Origin of the sequence: Hoeflea sp. Naph1 (genome assembly GCF_046837775.1) — a bacterium.
In the GTDB taxonomy this organism is placed as follows: domain Bacteria; phylum Pseudomonadota; class Alphaproteobacteria; order Rhizobiales; family Rhizobiaceae; genus Hoeflea.
On the sequence record NZ_CP177286.1, the window covers coordinates 3997772 to 4012856 of the forward strand.

At 60.4% G+C, this 15085-nt stretch carries 18 protein-coding genes and 1 pseudogene; 14 read left to right on the forward strand and 5 right to left on the reverse strand.

The window, feature by feature from the left end; genetic code table 11:
* Positions 1-6: 6 nt before the first annotated feature.
* From ACK6D9_RS19185 to ACK6D9_RS19215, 7 genes are all read left to right on the forward strand, one after another.
* Entirely contained in the window at positions 7-264 is a 258-nt protein-coding gene (locus ACK6D9_RS19185; protein WP_412049734.1) for a DUF4258 domain-containing protein, read from the forward strand.
* Complete coding sequence (locus ACK6D9_RS19190) at positions 261-455, forward strand: DUF2283 domain-containing protein (RefSeq protein WP_267653551.1); 195 nt, start codon at positions 261-263, stop codon at positions 453-455. The genes ACK6D9_RS19185 and ACK6D9_RS19190 overlap by 4 nt, the downstream gene beginning before the upstream one ends.
* A 119-nt stretch (positions 456-574) precedes the next feature.
* On the forward strand, positions 575-928 hold the full coding sequence (locus ACK6D9_RS19195; protein WP_412049735.1) for an ArsR/SmtB family transcription factor: 354 nt from the start codon (positions 575-577) through the stop codon (positions 926-928).
* Positions 925-1371 (forward strand): SRPBCC domain-containing protein, encoded by a 447-nt coding sequence (locus ACK6D9_RS19200; RefSeq protein ID WP_412049736.1) that lies wholly within the window; start codon positions 925-927, stop codon positions 1369-1371. The genes ACK6D9_RS19195 and ACK6D9_RS19200 overlap by 4 nt, the downstream gene beginning before the upstream one ends.
* A gap of 1 nt (position 1372) precedes the next feature.
* Complete coding sequence (locus ACK6D9_RS19205; protein ID WP_412049737.1) at positions 1373-1846, forward strand: SRPBCC family protein; 474 nt, start codon at positions 1373-1375, stop codon at positions 1844-1846.
* A gap of 671 nt (positions 1847-2517) precedes the next feature.
* Positions 2518-2994 (forward strand): transcription elongation factor GreA, encoded by a 477-nt coding sequence (gene greA / locus ACK6D9_RS19210; RefSeq protein WP_322990854.1) that lies wholly within the window; start codon positions 2518-2520, stop codon positions 2992-2994.
* Between the two features lie 31 nt (positions 2995-3025).
* Positions 3026-4123, forward strand: a complete 1098-nt coding sequence (locus ACK6D9_RS19215) for a glycosyltransferase family 4 protein (protein ID WP_412049738.1) — start codon at positions 3026-3028, stop codon at positions 4121-4123.
* 21 nt (positions 4124-4144) lie between these two features.
* Here the strand turns inward: ACK6D9_RS19215 and ACK6D9_RS19220 are convergent, their stop codons facing one another.
* Positions 4145-4615 carry an Lrp/AsnC family transcriptional regulator gene (locus tag ACK6D9_RS19220; protein ID WP_412049739.1) on the reverse strand — a complete coding sequence of 157 codons (471 nt, stop codon included), beginning with the start codon at positions 4613-4615 and terminating at the stop codon, positions 4145-4147.
* Positions 4616-4922: 307 nt separating this feature from the next.
* Between ACK6D9_RS19220 and trxB the strand changes: the two genes are divergently transcribed.
* A complete protein-coding gene (trxB, locus tag ACK6D9_RS19225) occupies positions 4923-5897 on the forward strand; it encodes a thioredoxin-disulfide reductase (RefSeq protein WP_412049740.1) in 975 nt (324 codons plus the stop codon).
* An 84-nt stretch (positions 5898-5981) separates the two neighbouring features.
* On the forward strand, positions 5982-6878 hold the full coding sequence (locus tag ACK6D9_RS19230) for a LysR family transcriptional regulator (protein WP_412049741.1): 897 nt from the start codon (positions 5982-5984) through the stop codon (positions 6876-6878).
* Positions 6879-7079: 201 nt separating this feature from the next.
* Here the strand turns inward: ACK6D9_RS19230 and ACK6D9_RS19235 are convergent, their stop codons facing one another.
* Together ACK6D9_RS19235 and ACK6D9_RS19240 are read right to left on the reverse strand one after the other, a co-directional pair.
* On the reverse strand, positions 7080-7238 hold the full coding sequence (locus ACK6D9_RS19235; RefSeq protein WP_412049742.1) for a hypothetical protein: 159 nt from the start codon (positions 7236-7238) through the stop codon (positions 7080-7082).
* Positions 7239-7763: 525 nt separating this feature from the next.
* The gene (locus ACK6D9_RS19240; RefSeq protein ID WP_412049743.1) at positions 7764-8816 is read right to left on the reverse strand and encodes an NAD-dependent epimerase/dehydratase family protein; all 1053 of its coding nucleotides are present in this window, start codon (positions 8814-8816) and stop codon (positions 7764-7766) included.
* Positions 8817-8909: 93 nt separating this feature from the next.
* Between ACK6D9_RS19240 and ACK6D9_RS19245 the strand changes: the two genes are divergently transcribed.
* On the forward strand, positions 8910-9830 hold the full coding sequence (locus ACK6D9_RS19245) for a LysR family transcriptional regulator (protein ID WP_412049744.1): 921 nt from the start codon (positions 8910-8912) through the stop codon (positions 9828-9830).
* 76 nt (positions 9831-9906) lie between these two features.
* On the opposite strand, the gene ACK6D9_RS19250 is transcribed toward ACK6D9_RS19245, so the two are convergent.
* Entirely contained in the window at positions 9907-11109 is a 1203-nt protein-coding gene (locus ACK6D9_RS19250; protein ID WP_412049745.1) for a pyridoxal phosphate-dependent aminotransferase, read from the reverse strand.
* A gap of 187 nt (positions 11110-11296) precedes the next feature.
* Here ACK6D9_RS19250 and ACK6D9_RS19255 point away from each other — a divergent pair.
* Positions 11297-11989, forward strand: a pseudogene (locus ACK6D9_RS19255) (EAL domain-containing protein); the annotation flags it as partial.
* Positions 11990-12398: 409 nt separating this feature from the next.
* Positions 12399-12644 (forward strand): hypothetical protein, encoded by a 246-nt coding sequence (locus tag ACK6D9_RS19260; RefSeq protein WP_322989352.1) that lies wholly within the window; start codon positions 12399-12401, stop codon positions 12642-12644.
* Here ACK6D9_RS19260 and ACK6D9_RS19265 read toward each other — a convergent pair.
* Positions 12619-13167: a hypothetical protein gene (locus tag ACK6D9_RS19265; RefSeq protein ID WP_322989353.1), complete on the reverse strand. Its 549-nt coding sequence runs from the start codon at positions 13165-13167 to the stop codon at positions 12619-12621. The genes ACK6D9_RS19260 and ACK6D9_RS19265 overlap by 26 nt on opposite strands.
* Positions 13168-13243: 76 nt before the next feature.
* On the opposite strand from ACK6D9_RS19265, the gene ACK6D9_RS19270 reads away from it, so the two are divergent.
* Positions 13244-14422: a PQQ-dependent sugar dehydrogenase gene (locus ACK6D9_RS19270; RefSeq protein ID WP_412049746.1), complete on the forward strand. Its 1179-nt coding sequence runs from the start codon at positions 13244-13246 to the stop codon at positions 14420-14422.
* 69 nt (positions 14423-14491) lie between these two features.
* Positions 14492-14983 carry a DUF1499 domain-containing protein gene (locus ACK6D9_RS19275; protein WP_412049747.1) on the forward strand — a complete coding sequence of 164 codons (492 nt, stop codon included), beginning with the start codon at positions 14492-14494 and terminating at the stop codon, positions 14981-14983.
* Positions 14984-15085: the final 102 nt, after the last annotated feature.

Here is a 15085-nt window from a genome sequence, read left to right on the forward strand (position 1 = left end):
AATACCATGCCCAAGTCAATTCGCTACACCCGCCACGCAGAAACCGTTCTGACCGAACGTGATCTGGTAAAGGCTTGGGTGGAGCGAACAGTGAATGAACCGGAATGGCGTGTTAGTGACCCCCGCGGCGACAGCGCCGAGAGGCGTTTCCGGGCAATCCCGGAACGGCAAGGCCGCGTGTTACGCGTTATCTGTGTGGAAACCGCGACCGAAATCCGTATAATCTCCGTGTTTCTGGATCGCCGGGCAAGGAGACCTGCATGAATCCCACCGTAAAATTCGATCCGGTTGCCGATGCTGCCTATATCCGGTTTTCCGGCGAGAATGTTCTTGAAAGCGAAGAAGTCGCCGACGGCATCGTTCTTGATTTTGATGAGAATGGCCGGATCGTCGGTATGGAAATCCTTGAAGCGCGCAAACACTTGCCGCCCGCAATGTTGACGGAAGCCGCCTAAGCGTTCACCGCGCTACAAAGAACTTTCTGAAACAGAGACAAAACCGGTCGGGCGATGGCTTGCCCGGTTTTCATTTCGCCCGTATTTAACCGATCGGCTTATTAACCGATAGGTATATCATGGCAACGGACCCGCTTTCCGACACGCTCTTTGCCCTCGCCGACCCGATCCGCCGAGCAATCCTTGCGCGGCTGGCCGAGGGGGAAGCAACAGTCAATGAACTGGCTGCCCCCTTCGACATCAGCCTACCCGGCGTCTCCAAACATCTCAAAGTGCTGGAGCGAGCCAAGCTGATCTCGCGTGGCAGAAACGCCCAGTGGCGCCCCTGTCGGCTGGAAACCGCACCATTGCAGGATGTAGACGGCTGGCTCGCCGATTACCGGGAACTCTGGGAACACCGTCTCGACCGGCTGGAAACCTACCTGACAACCATTCAGGCCAATGATGACAGCAAGGACAGGACCAAGCCATGAGCGACAGCATCGAAATCCTCAACGATCGCCTGTTCCCGGTTGACCGGGCCACGCTGTTCGATGCCTTCGCGGACCCGCGCAAGCTGGAGCAATGGTGGGGCCCGGAAGGGTTCACCAACCATGTCACCCACTTTGATCTCCAACCCGGCGGAAGCTGGCTGGTCACCATGACTGCCGACAATGGCACCGACTTTCACAATCGCTGGACATTCGATGAAATTGTCCCTGGCGAGATGGTGCGGATGACGCACCACGAACCGGTCCACATCTTCACGCTCGAGATGCGCTTTGCCGATGAAGAGCACGGAGGGCGCCTGTGGTGGCGGATGTTGTTTGACCGCACTGAAGAAAACGAAGTGATGGAAAAATTCCTGCACGCCGCCAATGAGCAGAACTTCGACCGGCTGGAGCGGCTGCTAAGGCAGCACAAAGGAGACCACTGACATGTCCGCTGAACTCGATTCCAGCAAGAGCATCCGCGTCGAGCGCATCATCGCGGCGCCCCGCGAACTGGTCTTCGAAGCATTCTCCGATGCCACGCACCTAGATGCCTGGTGGGGACCGGACGGCTTTACCAACGAAACCCACGAGATGGATTTTTCCGTTGGCGGCCTGTGGCGCTACACCATGCATGGCGCCGACGGCAAGGCGTGGCCCAACTGGATCCGCTACACCGAGATTTCCGCGCCGTCGTGGATTGCCTATGACCATGGTGGTGAGTTGGGCGAGCCGGCCCATTTCGTGGGCATCATCACTTTCGAGGAATTGGCGCAAAAGACGCGCGTGGCGATTACTCTGGTGTTCGAGACGACTCAGGCGCGCGACGCCACAGTCGAATTCGGCGCGGTCGCGGGTGGCGGCCAGACCCTTGCCAAGCTCGAACGGTATGTGCTCGGCCGTCAAAAACCGAGCGCTTGAGCGGGGAAAATATTTCCGCACCAAAACCGGCCTCCCCGTTGAGGAGAGGCCGGCGGCTGGCGCGCGTAGCAAGACTGAGGCTGGCTCTGAACACTGAGGAGGTCAAAACGTAAGTTAATGCTTATCTCTCTGGGTGATTGCGGCCTACCGCACTTGGCCAGTGGGCCGTCACCAATCATGCCCGCGTGATCGAGGCCCGGCGCGCCCATGACGGCCGCACCTTATCAAATCAACCTCGATAGCCTGCCGCCAAGATCGAAGTGTATTCGGCGACCATGGCGCCGTTCATGGTCTCGAATGGTCCTTGGTCGCAGCGGTTGCCGCGTAAGGCAGCTCTCCTCGGATCGGGCTGGTCGGCATGGACATGCATGGAGCGGTTCATTCTATGGTGGTTATTGCTTGGGCAGGACAATGAAATTCCGACCTGGACAGAGCTTGACGCAATCTGCCTCTCCCATCCTGAGACAATCCGTTGTTTAAGCCAAATCCTTCGTTTTGGGATAACGCCAACCGGCACTGTTTTTTTAAGGTGAATTTCCCGCCCGGATTTGGTAGGTCTAAGTTTGGATTTTGTGAAACGGCTCCGAAGAACCCCTTCGGTGGCCGTTTAGTTTTTGTGTTTTGCCGCCGCCCATCGCGGCCCCAGGACCACATGGACAAGGAAGAAGCCGATGGTTGAGAAGGTTCCAATGACGCAAGGAGGCTACACCAAGCTGCGGGACGAACTGCGCTGGCGTCAGCAAACCGAACGGCCGCGGATCATCGAGGCAATTTCCGAAGCGCGCGCCCATGGCGACCTTTCCGAAAATGCCGAGTATCATGCCGCCAAGGAAGCCCAGAGCCATAATGAAGGCCGCATCGGCGAGCTCGAGGATTACATCGGCCGCGCCGATATCATCGACCTGTCGAAGCTGTCGGGCGACACCGTCAAGTTCGGCGCCACGGTCAAGCTTGTTGACGAGGACACCGAAGAGGAAAAGACCTACCAGATCGTCGGCGACCAGGAAGCCGATGTGAAGGAAGGCCGGATTTCGATTTCCTCACCGATCGCCCGCGCGCTGATCGGCAAGTCGGTTGGCGATTCCGTCGAGGTCGTCGCGCCCGGCGGGTCCAAGGCCTACGAGATCCTCGCGGTCAAGTGGGGCTGATCGCCCCGCGCCGCGATCACTGGAAAATCAAATGAGCAATAACGACCCCGCCAGCGGCCTTGGATACCCCAACGCCGCTGGCGGGCGTTTACCCGTGTTCGTGCTCAACATGCACCGCAACTTCACCGGCGTTTCGGCGACCGCCGCCGCCGTGGTCCGCCAGCAGCTGCGCCACTACGACGTCAAGCTGGTCGGCGGCCCGCTTCCCGGTTGCCCCGATCCGGTGTCATGGAGCCGCGCATTGATGCTTTCGCGCACGCCGCCCCCTGGCCGTCCGTTCCACATCTGGCATGTGCGCCGCAATCCCGAAATGCATGCCGGCATCTTTGCCCGAGATGTGCTGCGGCTGCCGATAAGGTTGGTTTTCACCTCCGCTGCCCAGCGCCGTCACAGCCTGATCCCGCGCTGGCTGATCTCGCGGATGGACGCCATTATCGCCACCACCGATGAAGCCGCCCGCTATGTTGGGAATGTGCGCGCTGTGGTGCCGCACGGGGTCGATGTCGAGCGCTTTCACCCGGCCACGTCGCGCACCGAGGTCTGGGCCGCAAGCGGCTACCCGGGCACGGCCGGCATCGCCACGATCGGCAGAATCCGCGAGGAAAAAGGCACCGACCGTTTTGTCACCGCGATGATTGCCGCCCTGCCCCACCTCCCCGGCCACACCGCATTGGTGATCGGCAAGGCGGCACCGGAGCATCGTGGGTTTCTGACCCGGCTGCATCAGCAGGTGGCCGCCGCCGGGCTCAGCGAGCGGATCCTGTTTCCCGGCGAAATCGATGCGGAAGCCATGCCCAGCCTGGTGCGCAGCTTGAGCCTGCTGGTGGCGTTGCCGCGCTATGAGGGCTATGGCGTCACCCCGCTTGAAGCGATGGCTTCGGGCGTGCCATTCGTGGCCAGCGATGCCGGCTGGTTCGAGGCATTCTCAGATGGTGGCACGGCAGGTCTGGTGGTTCCGGACGGAGCGCCGCAAGTGGCCGCGGACAGGATCCTCGACATTCTCGGTGACACGGTGCGACATCAGAAGATGGCGTTGGCAGCCCGAACCACAGCCGTTGACCGGTTCAGTGTCGCCATTGAAGCCGGCGCCATCAACAAGGTCTATGAGGACCTTTGGCGGCAAGGCTGAAACGGCGAGGTCTGAAACGCCTTACAGCGCCACCAGCCCGTCATCCTTGACCTGGCGGATGGTCAGCATCGTGCGCACCGTATCGACATTGTCGGTGGCGGTGAGTTGCTCGATCACGAAATCCTGGAAATGCTTGAGGTTGCGCGCCACACAATGCAGCAGGAAATCCGATTCACCCGACACCATCCAGGTTTCACGCACGATCGGCCATTCATTGGTCATCGCGGCGAACGCCTTGAGATTGGCATCGGACTGGTACTTGAGGCCGACCATGCAGAAGGCAACCAGGTCAAAACCGAGGCTGGGCGCGTTCAACAGTGCCCGATAGCCGCGGATGATGCCGGCCTGCTCCAGCTTGCGCACCCGCCTCAGACAAGGTGGTGCGGAAATACCGACCCGTTCGGACAGATCGACATTGGTGATCCGCCCGTCCGACTGGAGTTCGCGCAGGATCTTGATGTCAATCGTATCGAGTTCAGCCTTGATCGTCATTGACTCATTCCTGTTTGATGCCCGTCTCAATGGCTCGCGTGGCACCGAATCTTGCCGATTGCTGCGCTGCTTGCGAAACTTTATTGCGCCACGGTGCCGCTACTGTAAAGCCTCAGGCGCCGTTGAAAGCGCGATGACTTGTGCGTAACCGCATTCTCCGGCTTGAAAAGCGCCTGTGGCCATACATACATGTCAACGTGATCGACCCGCGCATCGCTGCGTGTTGCGGATTGGCTGACTTTCAGCTTTGATGCTTCGCGAGACTTGGTCCAGTTTGGCCGTCTACAACTATTTTCAGGATTGTCCCATGTCCAGCCGTCACGTTCCCGTTCTCATTATCGGCTCAGGCCCGGCAGGGTACACTGCCGCGATCTACGCAGCCCGCGCTATGCTCGAGCCGGTGCTGATCGCCGGCATGGAACAGGGCGGCCAGTTGATGATCACCACCGACGTGGAGAACTACCCCGGCTATGCCGAGCCGGTGCAGGGCCCGTGGATGATGGAGCAGATGCTCAAACAGGCCGAACATGTCGGCGCCGAAATCGTCAGCGATCTGGTCACCGAGGTCGAGATGACCCAGCGGCCGTTTACCGTGAAGACCGATTCAGGCGCGGTATGGACCTGTGACGCGCTGATCATCGCCACCGGCGCGCAGGCCAAGTGGCTGGGGATCCCGACCGAAAAGCAGTTCATGGGCTTTGGTGTCTCGGCTTGCGCCACCTGCGACGGGTTTTTCTACCGTGGCAAGCATGTGATCGTGGTTGGCGGTGGCAACTCCGCCGTCGAGGAAGCGTTGTATCTCTCCAATTTGGCAAGCCAGGTGACCGTGGTGCACCGGCGCGACAGTTTCCGTGCCGAAAAGATTCTGCAGCAGCGACTGTTCGACAAGCCCAACGTCGACATCATCTGGGATACCGAGGTGATCGAATATCTCGGCGCACCTGCGCAACCGCCGATGCCGGCTTCCGTCAATGGTGCCCGGTTGAAAAACCGCAAGACCGGCGAGATCACCGACATGCCGATCGATGGCATCTTCGTCGCCATCGGTCACGCACCCGCTGTCAGCCTGTTCAAGGACAAGCTCAAGCACAAGCCGAACGGCTATTTGTGGACCGCGCCGGATTCGACCGCGACCGATGTGCCCGGGGTTTTTGCCGCAGGCGACGTCACCGACGACATCTACCGGCAGGCGGTCACCGCCGCCGGCATGGGGTGCATGGCTGCACTTGAGGCCGAACGCTATCTCGCCGGCCAGGTCAGGCACGCCGAAGCCGCCGAGTAAGCGTTGGCGCGTCGCAGTAAAGCCGGAAAACCGGCAAAGATAATAAGGCCGAAACAAACACGGCCGAGGGGAATTGTGAGCAACATGCCGCTCGATTGGGACAAACTGCGCATATTTCATGCCGCCGCTGAGGCAGGATCCTTCACCCACGCGGCGGAGAAGCTCCACATGTCGCAATCGGCCATCAGCCGCCAGGTTTCGGCGCTGGAGATAGATATCGGCGCCAAGCTGTTCCATCGCCACGCCCGCGGTCTGATCCTCTCGGAACAGGGCGAGATCCTCTACCAGACGGCCCATGAAGTGCTGATGAAGCTGGAAACCGTCAGAAGCCGGATGACCGAAACCCGAGAACTGCCTTCCGGCAAGCTCAGGGTCACCACCACGGTCGGCCTGGGCCAGAGCTGGCTCACGGAGAAGGTACAGGAGTTTCTCGATCTTTATCCCGATGTCCAGGTGCAACTATTGCTCGACAACGAAGAACTCGATGTCAGCATGCGCATGGCTGATTGCGCCATCCGCCTGCGCCAGCCGCAACAGCCGGACCTGATCCAGCGCCGGTTGTTCACCGTGCATTTTCATATTTACGCAGCCCCCTCCTATATCGCCCGGCATGGCGAGCCGAAGACGCTCGAGGAGTTGGACAATCACCGCATCATCACCTTTGGCGAACCCGCGCCCAATTACCTGCGCGACGTCAACTGGCTGGAGATCGCCGGTCGCAGCCCCGATAACCGTCGCATGGCTCATTTGCAGATCAACAACATGCCGGCGGTGCGCCGCGCCACACTCAACGGCGCCGGGATTTCGCTGCTGCCCGATTACATGGTCAGCCGCGACCTGGCGCTGGTCAAACTCCACATCCCTGCCGACATTCCGACCTTCGACACCTATTTCTGCTATCCCGAGGAAATCAGAAATGCAGCCAAACTCAAGGCGTTCCGGGATTTCCTGATCTCCAAAGCGCGCAGCTGGAACTATTGATCGCGGCCTGCGCAATGCCATTTCATAGGGCAAAGAACCATTCCAAATACCGGTATGCATGTAATGCACGGCTGGCATGCACAAGCTGCCCTTGCGTAATGCCCATTAAAACGCCATATCGATTATAGCTGATGCACCTTTGGCGGCCTACTCCTCCCAGTGTCGCCGCATGAGCTGTTCCCCTCTGGAGGTTTTTGACCTTCATACTTGATTGGGCCCGAGAGCAATCTCGAGGCCCATTTTTTTCGCCTGAATTTTCACCGGTCGGCGCGCAGCCCGGCGCGTCAAACACACATCACCGCCGTTGTATGCGTCGAATGCATAGCTGACATGCACCGTCTCTCCTTGCGTGATGCTCAATAAAGCACCATATCGGCTGCAGCTGATGCACTTTTGGCGGCCACTCCTCCCAGTGCCGCCGCATGAGCTGTTCCCCTCTGGAGGTTTTCGACCTTCACACTTTATTGGGCCCGAGAGAAATCTCGAGGCCCATTTTTTTTGCCTGTATTATTAGCGGCCGCGGGCTGAATAGCGCACGAGATGAGCATCCCGGAAGGGGCATGCGCCGGCCGCATGGCTGGCATGCACCATCCCTCCTTGCCTGCTGCCCAATAAAGCACCATATCGGCTGCAGCTGATGCACTTATGGCGGTCTACTCCTCCCAGTGCCGTCGCATGAGCTGTTCCCCTCTGGAGGTCTTTGACCTTCATACTTGATTGGGCCCGAGAGCAATCTCGCGGCCCATTTTTTTTTGCACTTCGCCAAGAGACCGGTCTGAGCACCGGTGTTATGCGGGGCACTTCCATCTGCCGAAGCTTGGCAAGGGCGGCAACCAGCGTGGCCATCAGCCGATGCGGCAGGCAATCGCCGCTACCGCCCTGCCCTCACACCGGCACACGAGCGCCATCAGAGTGCTTCAAACCCCTTGCCCGGTCTTGTGAATCTGCCACATCCAGACAGCCCAGACTGATCAAGGTTTCGCGAATGGCGACGTCGATCGGCGTATGCGGCTCCGCGCCAAGAAAGCCCACCAGCTTGTCATTACTCATGCGCACGGGCTTCTGCCAGAGATAGCGCATTTCCAGAAGCTCCGGAAACAGCGGCACGAACGGCCGGGCGAGACGCAGCAGCCACCAGGAAAACCGTTTCATGGGCAAGCCGGGCTGACCGGTAACGCGGCGGATGGCGGCAGCCAGTTGGGTGCCGTCGTGGTCCCAGAAGCCATCCATGTGAAAACGGGCGAAAGGCGGCAGCTCGTTGGCGTGTTCGACAAGCCGCATCATGGTTTCGGCGACATCGGGCAGATAGGCCCACTGGTGCCCGACTCCGGGGTCTGCCGGGTTGGTGATGCTCTTGACCGGGACACCGGGCTTGACGACCACCTGCGCAAACCAGTTGTTGGCCGCGCCCGGACCGAAGAAATCACCCGCCCGAACCAACAGCACCTGGGTGCCACGCCCGGCCGCAGCCTCCAGCCGCTGTTCCAGCTTAACGCGGATCTTTCCCTTGAACGTCACCGGGCTCTGCGGGCTGTTCTCGGTGATCAGGTCAACGGAGTCCGGGCCGTAATTGTAGATCGTCCCAGGCATCAGGATGCGCGCGCCAACGGCCTCGGCGGCAGCGATGGTGTTGTCGATCATCGGCAGCACCAGCGTGCCCCAGTTGCGATATCCGGGCGGATTGACCGCATGCACGATCAGACCGGCGCCACTGGCCGCCCGTACCACGTCGTCGCGGTTCATGGCGTCGCCCCCGACCCATTCATATTGAGGTGTGGCCACTGCCTGTTCCTGGGCCCTGCGGTGCATCGCCCGCACTTTGTAACCGTTGGCGTGCAGCTTGGCGGCAACAGCTGACCCGATGCCGCCGGTTACGCCCAGCACGAGCGCCAGTCGATTGCCTGCACCATGCTCTGCCTTGTTCTCGTTAACAGTCATGTTCTCTCTCCTGTGGTTTGGATGAGGACATCATGCCGACAAGATTAACTAACCGGAATTGTGTATTTCTCTAGAGTTGCTATACATTAATGTATGACAAAGTCAGTTCTCGGCTGGGATCACTACCGAACCTTTCTGGCTCTCCTGCAGGAAGGCTCACAATCAGCGGCAGCCCGCGCACTGGGGCTGACCCAACCCACCGTCGGCCGCCATCTCGACGCGCTCGAGGCTGCCGCCGGCAAGCCGCTGTTTCTGCGTTCCTATCAGGGATTGCTTCCCACCGAGACCGCACTGAGCATGCGCAGCTATGCCGAGACCATGGCCGCCAGCGCCGCAGCGCTTGCGCGGGCAGCATCGGGTGACAGTGAGACACCCGAAGGCACGGTGCGGATCAGCGCCAGCGAGGTGATCGGACTCGAAGTGCTGCCGCCCATTCTGGCCCGGCTTCAGGAAGAATATCCACATCTTGCAATCGAGCTCTCGCTTTCCGACGCCGTCGAGGACCTTCTCAATCAACAGGCAGACATTGCCGTGCGAATGGTGGAGCCGACCCAGGGCGCCTTGGTCAGCCGGCGGATCGGCGGCATCCCGGTCGGCGTGTTTGCCCATCGCCGCTACCTTGAGCGGTACGGCACGCCGAAGACGATCGAAGAGCTCTCCTCGCATCGGCTGATCGGCTTTGACCACCAGCTTGCCTACGTGCGCGACATCGTGAAAAAAAATCCCGACTTTGCAAACATACGCTTCGATTTTCGCACCGACAGCAATGTTGCTCAACTGGCGATGATCCGGGCAGGTGGCGGTATCGGCATGTGCCAAGTCGACCTGGCCGACCGCGACCCGGATCTGGTGCAACTGTTTGCAGACCAGATCAACTGGCCCTTGATGACCTTCCTGGTCATGCACGAGAACCTCAGGATGGTTCCGCGCTGCCGGGTGGCGTTCGACGCCCTGAGCGAGGGGCTCCTCGACTATCTCCGCGCCACGCCGAAATCAGCGCCGCAAACCGGTTGACACACCCGCCCAAAAACAAAGACCCCGCGCTGGAAGCACCAGAGCGGGGTCTTGTATCGTGTTCCCGCGTGAACCCTCAGCGCAGGGAAGCGCAGAAGCGTTGAATCCGGTTGCAGGCTTCTTCCAGCAAGTCTTCCGATGTGGCGTAGGAAATGCGGAAATTCGGCCCCTGACCAAAGGCCGAGCCGTGGACGACGGCAACACCTTCGGTTTCCAGCAGTTCAGTGACGAAATCTGCGTCGGTTTCGATCACCTTGCCCGATGGTGCGGTTTTGCCAATCAGGTCGGCGCAGGACGGATAGACGTAGAACGCGCCCTCTGGAGTCGGACACTGGATGCCCTTGGCCTGGTTGAGCATCGACACCACCAGATCGCGGCGGCCGCGGAAGATTTCCTGGTTCTTCGGAATGAAATCCTGGGTGCCGGTCAAGGCTTCCAGCGCCGCCCACTGCGCAATCGAGCAAGCGCCCGAGGTCTGCTGGCCCTGAATCATGTCCATCGCCTTGATCAGTTCCAGCGGACCGGCGGCATAGCCAATGCGCCAGCCGGTCATGGCATAGGCCTTCGACACGCCGTTCATGGTCAACGTGCGGTCTTTCAGCGCCGGCTCGATCTGGGCAGGCGTGGTGAAGACGAAATCGCCATAGGTCAGGTGCTCGTACATGTCGTCGGAGAGGATCCAGACATGCGGATGGCGCATCAGCACATCCGTTAGCGCCTTAAGTTCGGCTTCTGTATAGGCCGCACCAGAGGGGTTGGATGGCGAGTTGAACATCAGCCACTTGGTTTTTGGCGTGATCGCAGCTTCCAGATCGGCGGCGGCCAGCTTGAAGCCGTTCTCGATCGTCGTCGGCACGAACACCGAAGTGCCGCCGCAGATCGCCACCATTTCCGGATAGCTCACCCAATAGGGGGCGGGGATGATGACCTCGTCGCCGGCGTTCAGCGTTGCCATGAAGGCGTTGAACAGGATCTGCTTGCCGCCGGTGCCGACAATGGTCTGCTGCCAGTCATAATCGAGCTTGTTCTCGCGCTTGAACTTGGCGGCAATTGCCTTGCGCAATTCCGGAATGCCTGAAACCGGGGTGTATTTGGTCTCGCCGCGATTGATTGCGTCGATCGCCGCTGCCTTGATGTTGTCCGGAGTGTCAAAGTCCGGTTCACCCGCGCCAAGTCCGATGACATCACGGCCCTGGGCTTTGAGTTCCCGCGCCTTCTGGCTGACGGCAATGGTGGCGGACGGTTTGACCCGGGAAAGGGCGTCGGCGAGAAAGGCCATGGAAAGCGCTCCGATACTGCGATTGAAACGGACGGGCGGCGTTCGCGCCCGGCACGTTCTATGTCGCAACGATGCCGTTGATGCAAGCCACCAAACCCCTGATTGAGGGCGAGACTTAACACAGGCGAAAGGTTTGCAAGCTATTTTCAGAAATTAGGCAGCAACCGAAACCGGAGGCCTGCGTGAAATGGCAGGGCATGGCGAGCCGCATTTTTTACAGGATGGCCGGGGATTTTACACCACATCCTACGGCCCCTTCATACTGCGCTCTGCCTTCCAGCCGATCTTCAGCCAGAACCAGGACGGACAACTGACCCTGGAAGCCTTCGAGGCGCTGATCCGCCCCAGTCGCGATGGCCAGCAAATCTCCGCAGCACATTTCTTCTCGGTGGTCGAGCCCGACGACGCGGTCGCTGTCGACTCTCTGTGCCGCGAATTGCACATTCTCAACATGGGCAAGCTTGGTCGCAAAAGAGCGCGCCTGTTCATCAATTTCAATCCCGGCCTGTTTGACGCTCTCACCGAGACAGATGACGAAGTCGACCACATGGTCGATGTCGCCATCCGCGCCGGCCTCAGGCCGGGGAGGATCGTCTGCGAAATAACCGAGCAGAGCAGTCACAATCCGGCTGTTCTCGACCGGCTCGTTGCCGGCCTGCGCTCGCGCTTGTTCAGGATCGCGGTCGACGATTACGGCGCCGACGATTCCGACACCCAGCGGGTGGACGACCTCAAGCCAGACATTCTCAAATTTGACGCCGCGTGGGTGCGCCGTTTCACCGAGACCAACGCCGGCATGGGTCTGCTCAAGCTGATGGTCGAACAATTCATCGAACGCGGCATCACCGTGCTGTTCGAAGGGCTGGAAGAAGACCACCAGGTCGAATTCTGCCGGCAGATCGGCGTGCAGCTGATGCAAGGCTATGCCCTCGCCCGCCCGGAAATCGTGCCGACAAGCTTCAATGAACGTTTTCCCGATCCCTTTGCTCCCGAAGCCGCCCAGGCTATGCGAAAGCAAATCAGCGGCGCGCCCGACAGTCCGCAATCATGCCCGCCGGCATCATTCCGAATCTGGTCATTTCCCCGCGCCGCGCCGCAACCTTCGGCAAGCGCACCCGGTAGCAACAGCTCCGGATTTATATGGCAAATTCATTGCACTGATCACGCGGCTTTGATCCCAGACACAATCTTGACACCACATCGAACCCGCCGCGCCACAATCCAGCCGGATTGGCGTCCATTTCCAGCTGTTAGGTGGAACCCGGACATAAAAAACGGGGAATGTGAATATGCTGCCAGAAGACGACTATCTTCGTCTCAAGCCCGCCAACAGCGAACGCAAGACGGCAATCAGGATTGCGCTGGCTGCGCTGCTGGGGTGTTTCGTATTGATATCGGTGTTGGCGATCCAGGCGAGCGTTGCGCCGGGGACAAAAACAGGAAGCTATATCAGCCACAACAACGAGACCCGGGAGCCGGTCCGTTCACGCGACGTGGCGTCGCATGTCGTCAGCCCGCGGTATCTGTCTCATTGAGCACCGGACAGCGCGCCGCCACTTCCAAAAGGGCAGTCTCGGCCCGGGCCAGGCCCGACACGATCACGCGCGGTTGCGTGCCGCGCTCGACAATCAGTGACCCGGCGCCGGTGAGCCAGCCCGACAGGCCGCGGCGGACCGAAAGTCCCGTGACCGATGTATAGGCGACAATCAGCGGATCGCGCGCCGGAAATCCCGGATGCGCTTCAAGATGGGCGCCGCGCAGGGTAAGCCGGGTGGTCGACAGCCTGAGCCCGGCATGAACCAGCAGGATCGGCACGCCAATCACCAGAACCAGCATGCTGACACGCGCCAGGTGCCCCCCGCCCCTGCCGGTCTGGTTGAGAAACAGCCACAGAACCGCATAACCGGCAGCGACCACCATAGCCGGCAGAAACAGCGCAGTGGCGCTGGCACGCCAAAACAGCCGGCGACGACCAGCCTGCTCGGGTACCTTCAGCTCGATTTGCGAATCAACGCTGTCCATAAGTGAAGAGTTTAGCCGGAATTTGCGGTGTGTCATGGGCGAGTTGCATGCTGGGGGCTGTTCCCCGCGCTTCCCACACCCTATCCTGAACAAGATAGTGAAGAGGTGAACCATGTCGAAGAGCAGCATTGCCCCCCGAAGCAAAATCCGCATCCGTACCATCGCCGGGCTTTGCCTCGCCGCAATGCTCACAGGCACAACAGTCGGCCACGCACGCGACACGGTTCCCACCAAGAATGTCCTGGTCGACGTCGACATGCTCGCCTCCGGCCTCGACCACCCCTGGGGCATCGAGGTTCTACCCGACGGCGCCATCCTCGTCACCGAACGCAGCGGTGCATTGCGGATGCTGCGCGACGGTAGGCTATCCGCGCCGATCGGCGGGGTGCCCGAGGTCGCAACGCAAGGTCAGGGCGGACTGCTCGACATCGCACTCAGCAATGATTTTGCCGGAAGCCGGGTACTTTTCCTGAGCTATAGTATCCGTGGCGATGGCGGATTTGGCACAGCCATTGCCCGCGCCACACTTTCAGCAGACGGCGCGTCGCTGAGCGATGTCAGGGAAATTTTCCGGATGAACCAGTTCACTGATGTCGGCAGGCATTTCGGCTCGCGCATTGCTGTGGCACGGGATGGAAACCTGTTTTTCACCATCGGCGACCGTGGCGAGGATGAGCGCGCTCAGGATATGGACGATCACGCTGGCGCGGTGCTGCGGATTACCCCCGATGGCGGCGTGCCGGCGGACAATCCTTTTGCCAAGGGCGGCGGCGCGGCCGAACTCTGGTCGAAAGGTCATCGCAATCCGCAAGGTCTCGACATCGACCCTGAAACGGGCGTGCTCTATGTCGCCGAACACGGCGCGCGCGGCGGCGACGAGATCAATCTGCCCAAGCCGGGGCTCAACTTCGGCTGGCCGGTAATTTCCTACGGGCGCCATTATTCAGGCGCCGAAATCGGTGTCGGAACCGTCGCCGAGGGATATGAGCAACCGGTACATTACTGGGACCCGTCAATTGCCCCGGGCGGCATGGCCGTCTATCGCGGCGCCATGTTTCCCGAATGGGACGGCGATCTGCTGATCGGCGCGCTCAAGTTCCAGATGCTGGTACGCCTTGACCTCGACGACGAAACCGGCGAAGTGCTGTCCGAAGAACGGCTGTTCAAAGGCAATTACGGGCGCATACGCGATGTCCGGGTCGCCCCCGATGGCGCGGTGCTGATGGTGACCGACGAGGATAACGGCGCGATCCTGCGGATATCGCGTACGCCCGAAGCCCTCGACGACTGACCCTATTCAGCCTGCCGCTCCGTGAACCGACCACGACCGGCATGCAAACAACCCGAAAGTTCTCTCACCATGATCAAGACAATCCTGTGGGGCGCCGCCGCGCTCATCGGCGTCATCGTGCTCGCCTTTGTGCTGGTTGGCCGGGAAAGAAGCTGGGAACTGATTGCCGGCTCGCCCGACCGGGGCCAGTATGATTTTACCGCCGCACCGCGCAACGCCACCCCCAACGATGCGCTGGCCTGCAGCCCCGGTCTGTGCGCCAAGCCCGATTTCATCCTCGAACCGGTGGACGACGAGCCAGCGACAGCCATCGCCAACCTGGTGCAAAAGCTGCTCGCGTCCGACAAGTTGGCACGCCGGGTCGATGACGGCAGCAACCCGGCAATCGCCCGTCTTGTCGCCTATTCGGCTACCATGCGCTTTCCCGACGTGATCCATCTCGAAGCAAGGCCGCTCGCGGATGGCCGCACCGGGCTCTTGGCCTATTCGGCAGCCCAGCTCGGCAAATCCGATTTCGGCGTCAACCGCGCCCGTCTGGAAGCGCTGTTCGACATCAAATAGCGCTGATTGAGACAACTAGGCACACGCCGGGCAGTTGACCATCAAAACCAGCCCCTGCAATGCGGGCTTCTTGCTTGCCCGCAACCGGCGCACCTGCTAGCG

What these genes read in the sequence shown, in the direction of transcription:
- ACK6D9_RS19185 (WP_412049734.1), top strand. Translation starts at nt 7, where the DNA reads ATGCCCAAGTCAATTCGCTACACCCGCCACGCAGAAACCGTTCTGACC.
- ACK6D9_RS19190 (WP_267653551.1), top strand. Translation starts at nt 261, where the DNA reads ATGAATCCCACCGTAAAATTCGATCCGGTTGCCGATGCTGCCTATATC.
- ACK6D9_RS19195 (WP_412049735.1), top strand. Translation starts at nt 575, where the DNA reads ATGGCAACGGACCCGCTTTCCGACACGCTCTTTGCCCTCGCCGACCCG.
- ACK6D9_RS19200 (WP_412049736.1), top strand. Translation starts at nt 925, where the DNA reads ATGAGCGACAGCATCGAAATCCTCAACGATCGCCTGTTCCCGGTTGAC.
- ACK6D9_RS19205 (WP_412049737.1), top strand. Translation starts at nt 1,373, where the DNA reads ATGTCCGCTGAACTCGATTCCAGCAAGAGCATCCGCGTCGAGCGCATC.
- greA (WP_322990854.1), top strand. Translation starts at nt 2,518, where the DNA reads ATGGTTGAGAAGGTTCCAATGACGCAAGGAGGCTACACCAAGCTGCGG.
- ACK6D9_RS19215 (WP_412049738.1), top strand. Translation starts at nt 3,026, where the DNA reads ATGAGCAATAACGACCCCGCCAGCGGCCTTGGATACCCCAACGCCGCT.
- ACK6D9_RS19220 (WP_412049739.1), bottom strand. Translation starts at nt 4,615, where the DNA reads ATGACGATCAAGGCTGAACTCGATACGATTGACATCAAGATCCTGCGC.
- trxB (WP_412049740.1), top strand. Translation starts at nt 4,923, where the DNA reads ATGTCCAGCCGTCACGTTCCCGTTCTCATTATCGGCTCAGGCCCGGCA.
- ACK6D9_RS19230 (WP_412049741.1), top strand. Translation starts at nt 5,982, where the DNA reads ATGCCGCTCGATTGGGACAAACTGCGCATATTTCATGCCGCCGCTGAG.
- ACK6D9_RS19240 (WP_412049743.1), bottom strand. Translation starts at nt 8,816, where the DNA reads ATGACTGTTAACGAGAACAAGGCAGAGCATGGTGCAGGCAATCGACTG.
- ACK6D9_RS19245 (WP_412049744.1), top strand. Translation starts at nt 8,910, where the DNA reads ATGACAAAGTCAGTTCTCGGCTGGGATCACTACCGAACCTTTCTGGCT.
- ACK6D9_RS19250 (WP_412049745.1), bottom strand. Translation starts at nt 11,109, where the DNA reads ATGGCCTTTCTCGCCGACGCCCTTTCCCGGGTCAAACCGTCCGCCACC.
- ACK6D9_RS19260 (WP_322989352.1), top strand. Translation starts at nt 12,399, where the DNA reads ATGCTGCCAGAAGACGACTATCTTCGTCTCAAGCCCGCCAACAGCGAA.
- ACK6D9_RS19265 (WP_322989353.1), bottom strand. Translation starts at nt 13,167, where the DNA reads ATGACACACCGCAAATTCCGGCTAAACTCTTCACTTATGGACAGCGTT.
- ACK6D9_RS19270 (WP_412049746.1), top strand. Translation starts at nt 13,244, where the DNA reads ATGTCGAAGAGCAGCATTGCCCCCCGAAGCAAAATCCGCATCCGTACC.
- ACK6D9_RS19275 (WP_412049747.1), top strand. Translation starts at nt 14,492, where the DNA reads ATGATCAAGACAATCCTGTGGGGCGCCGCCGCGCTCATCGGCGTCATC.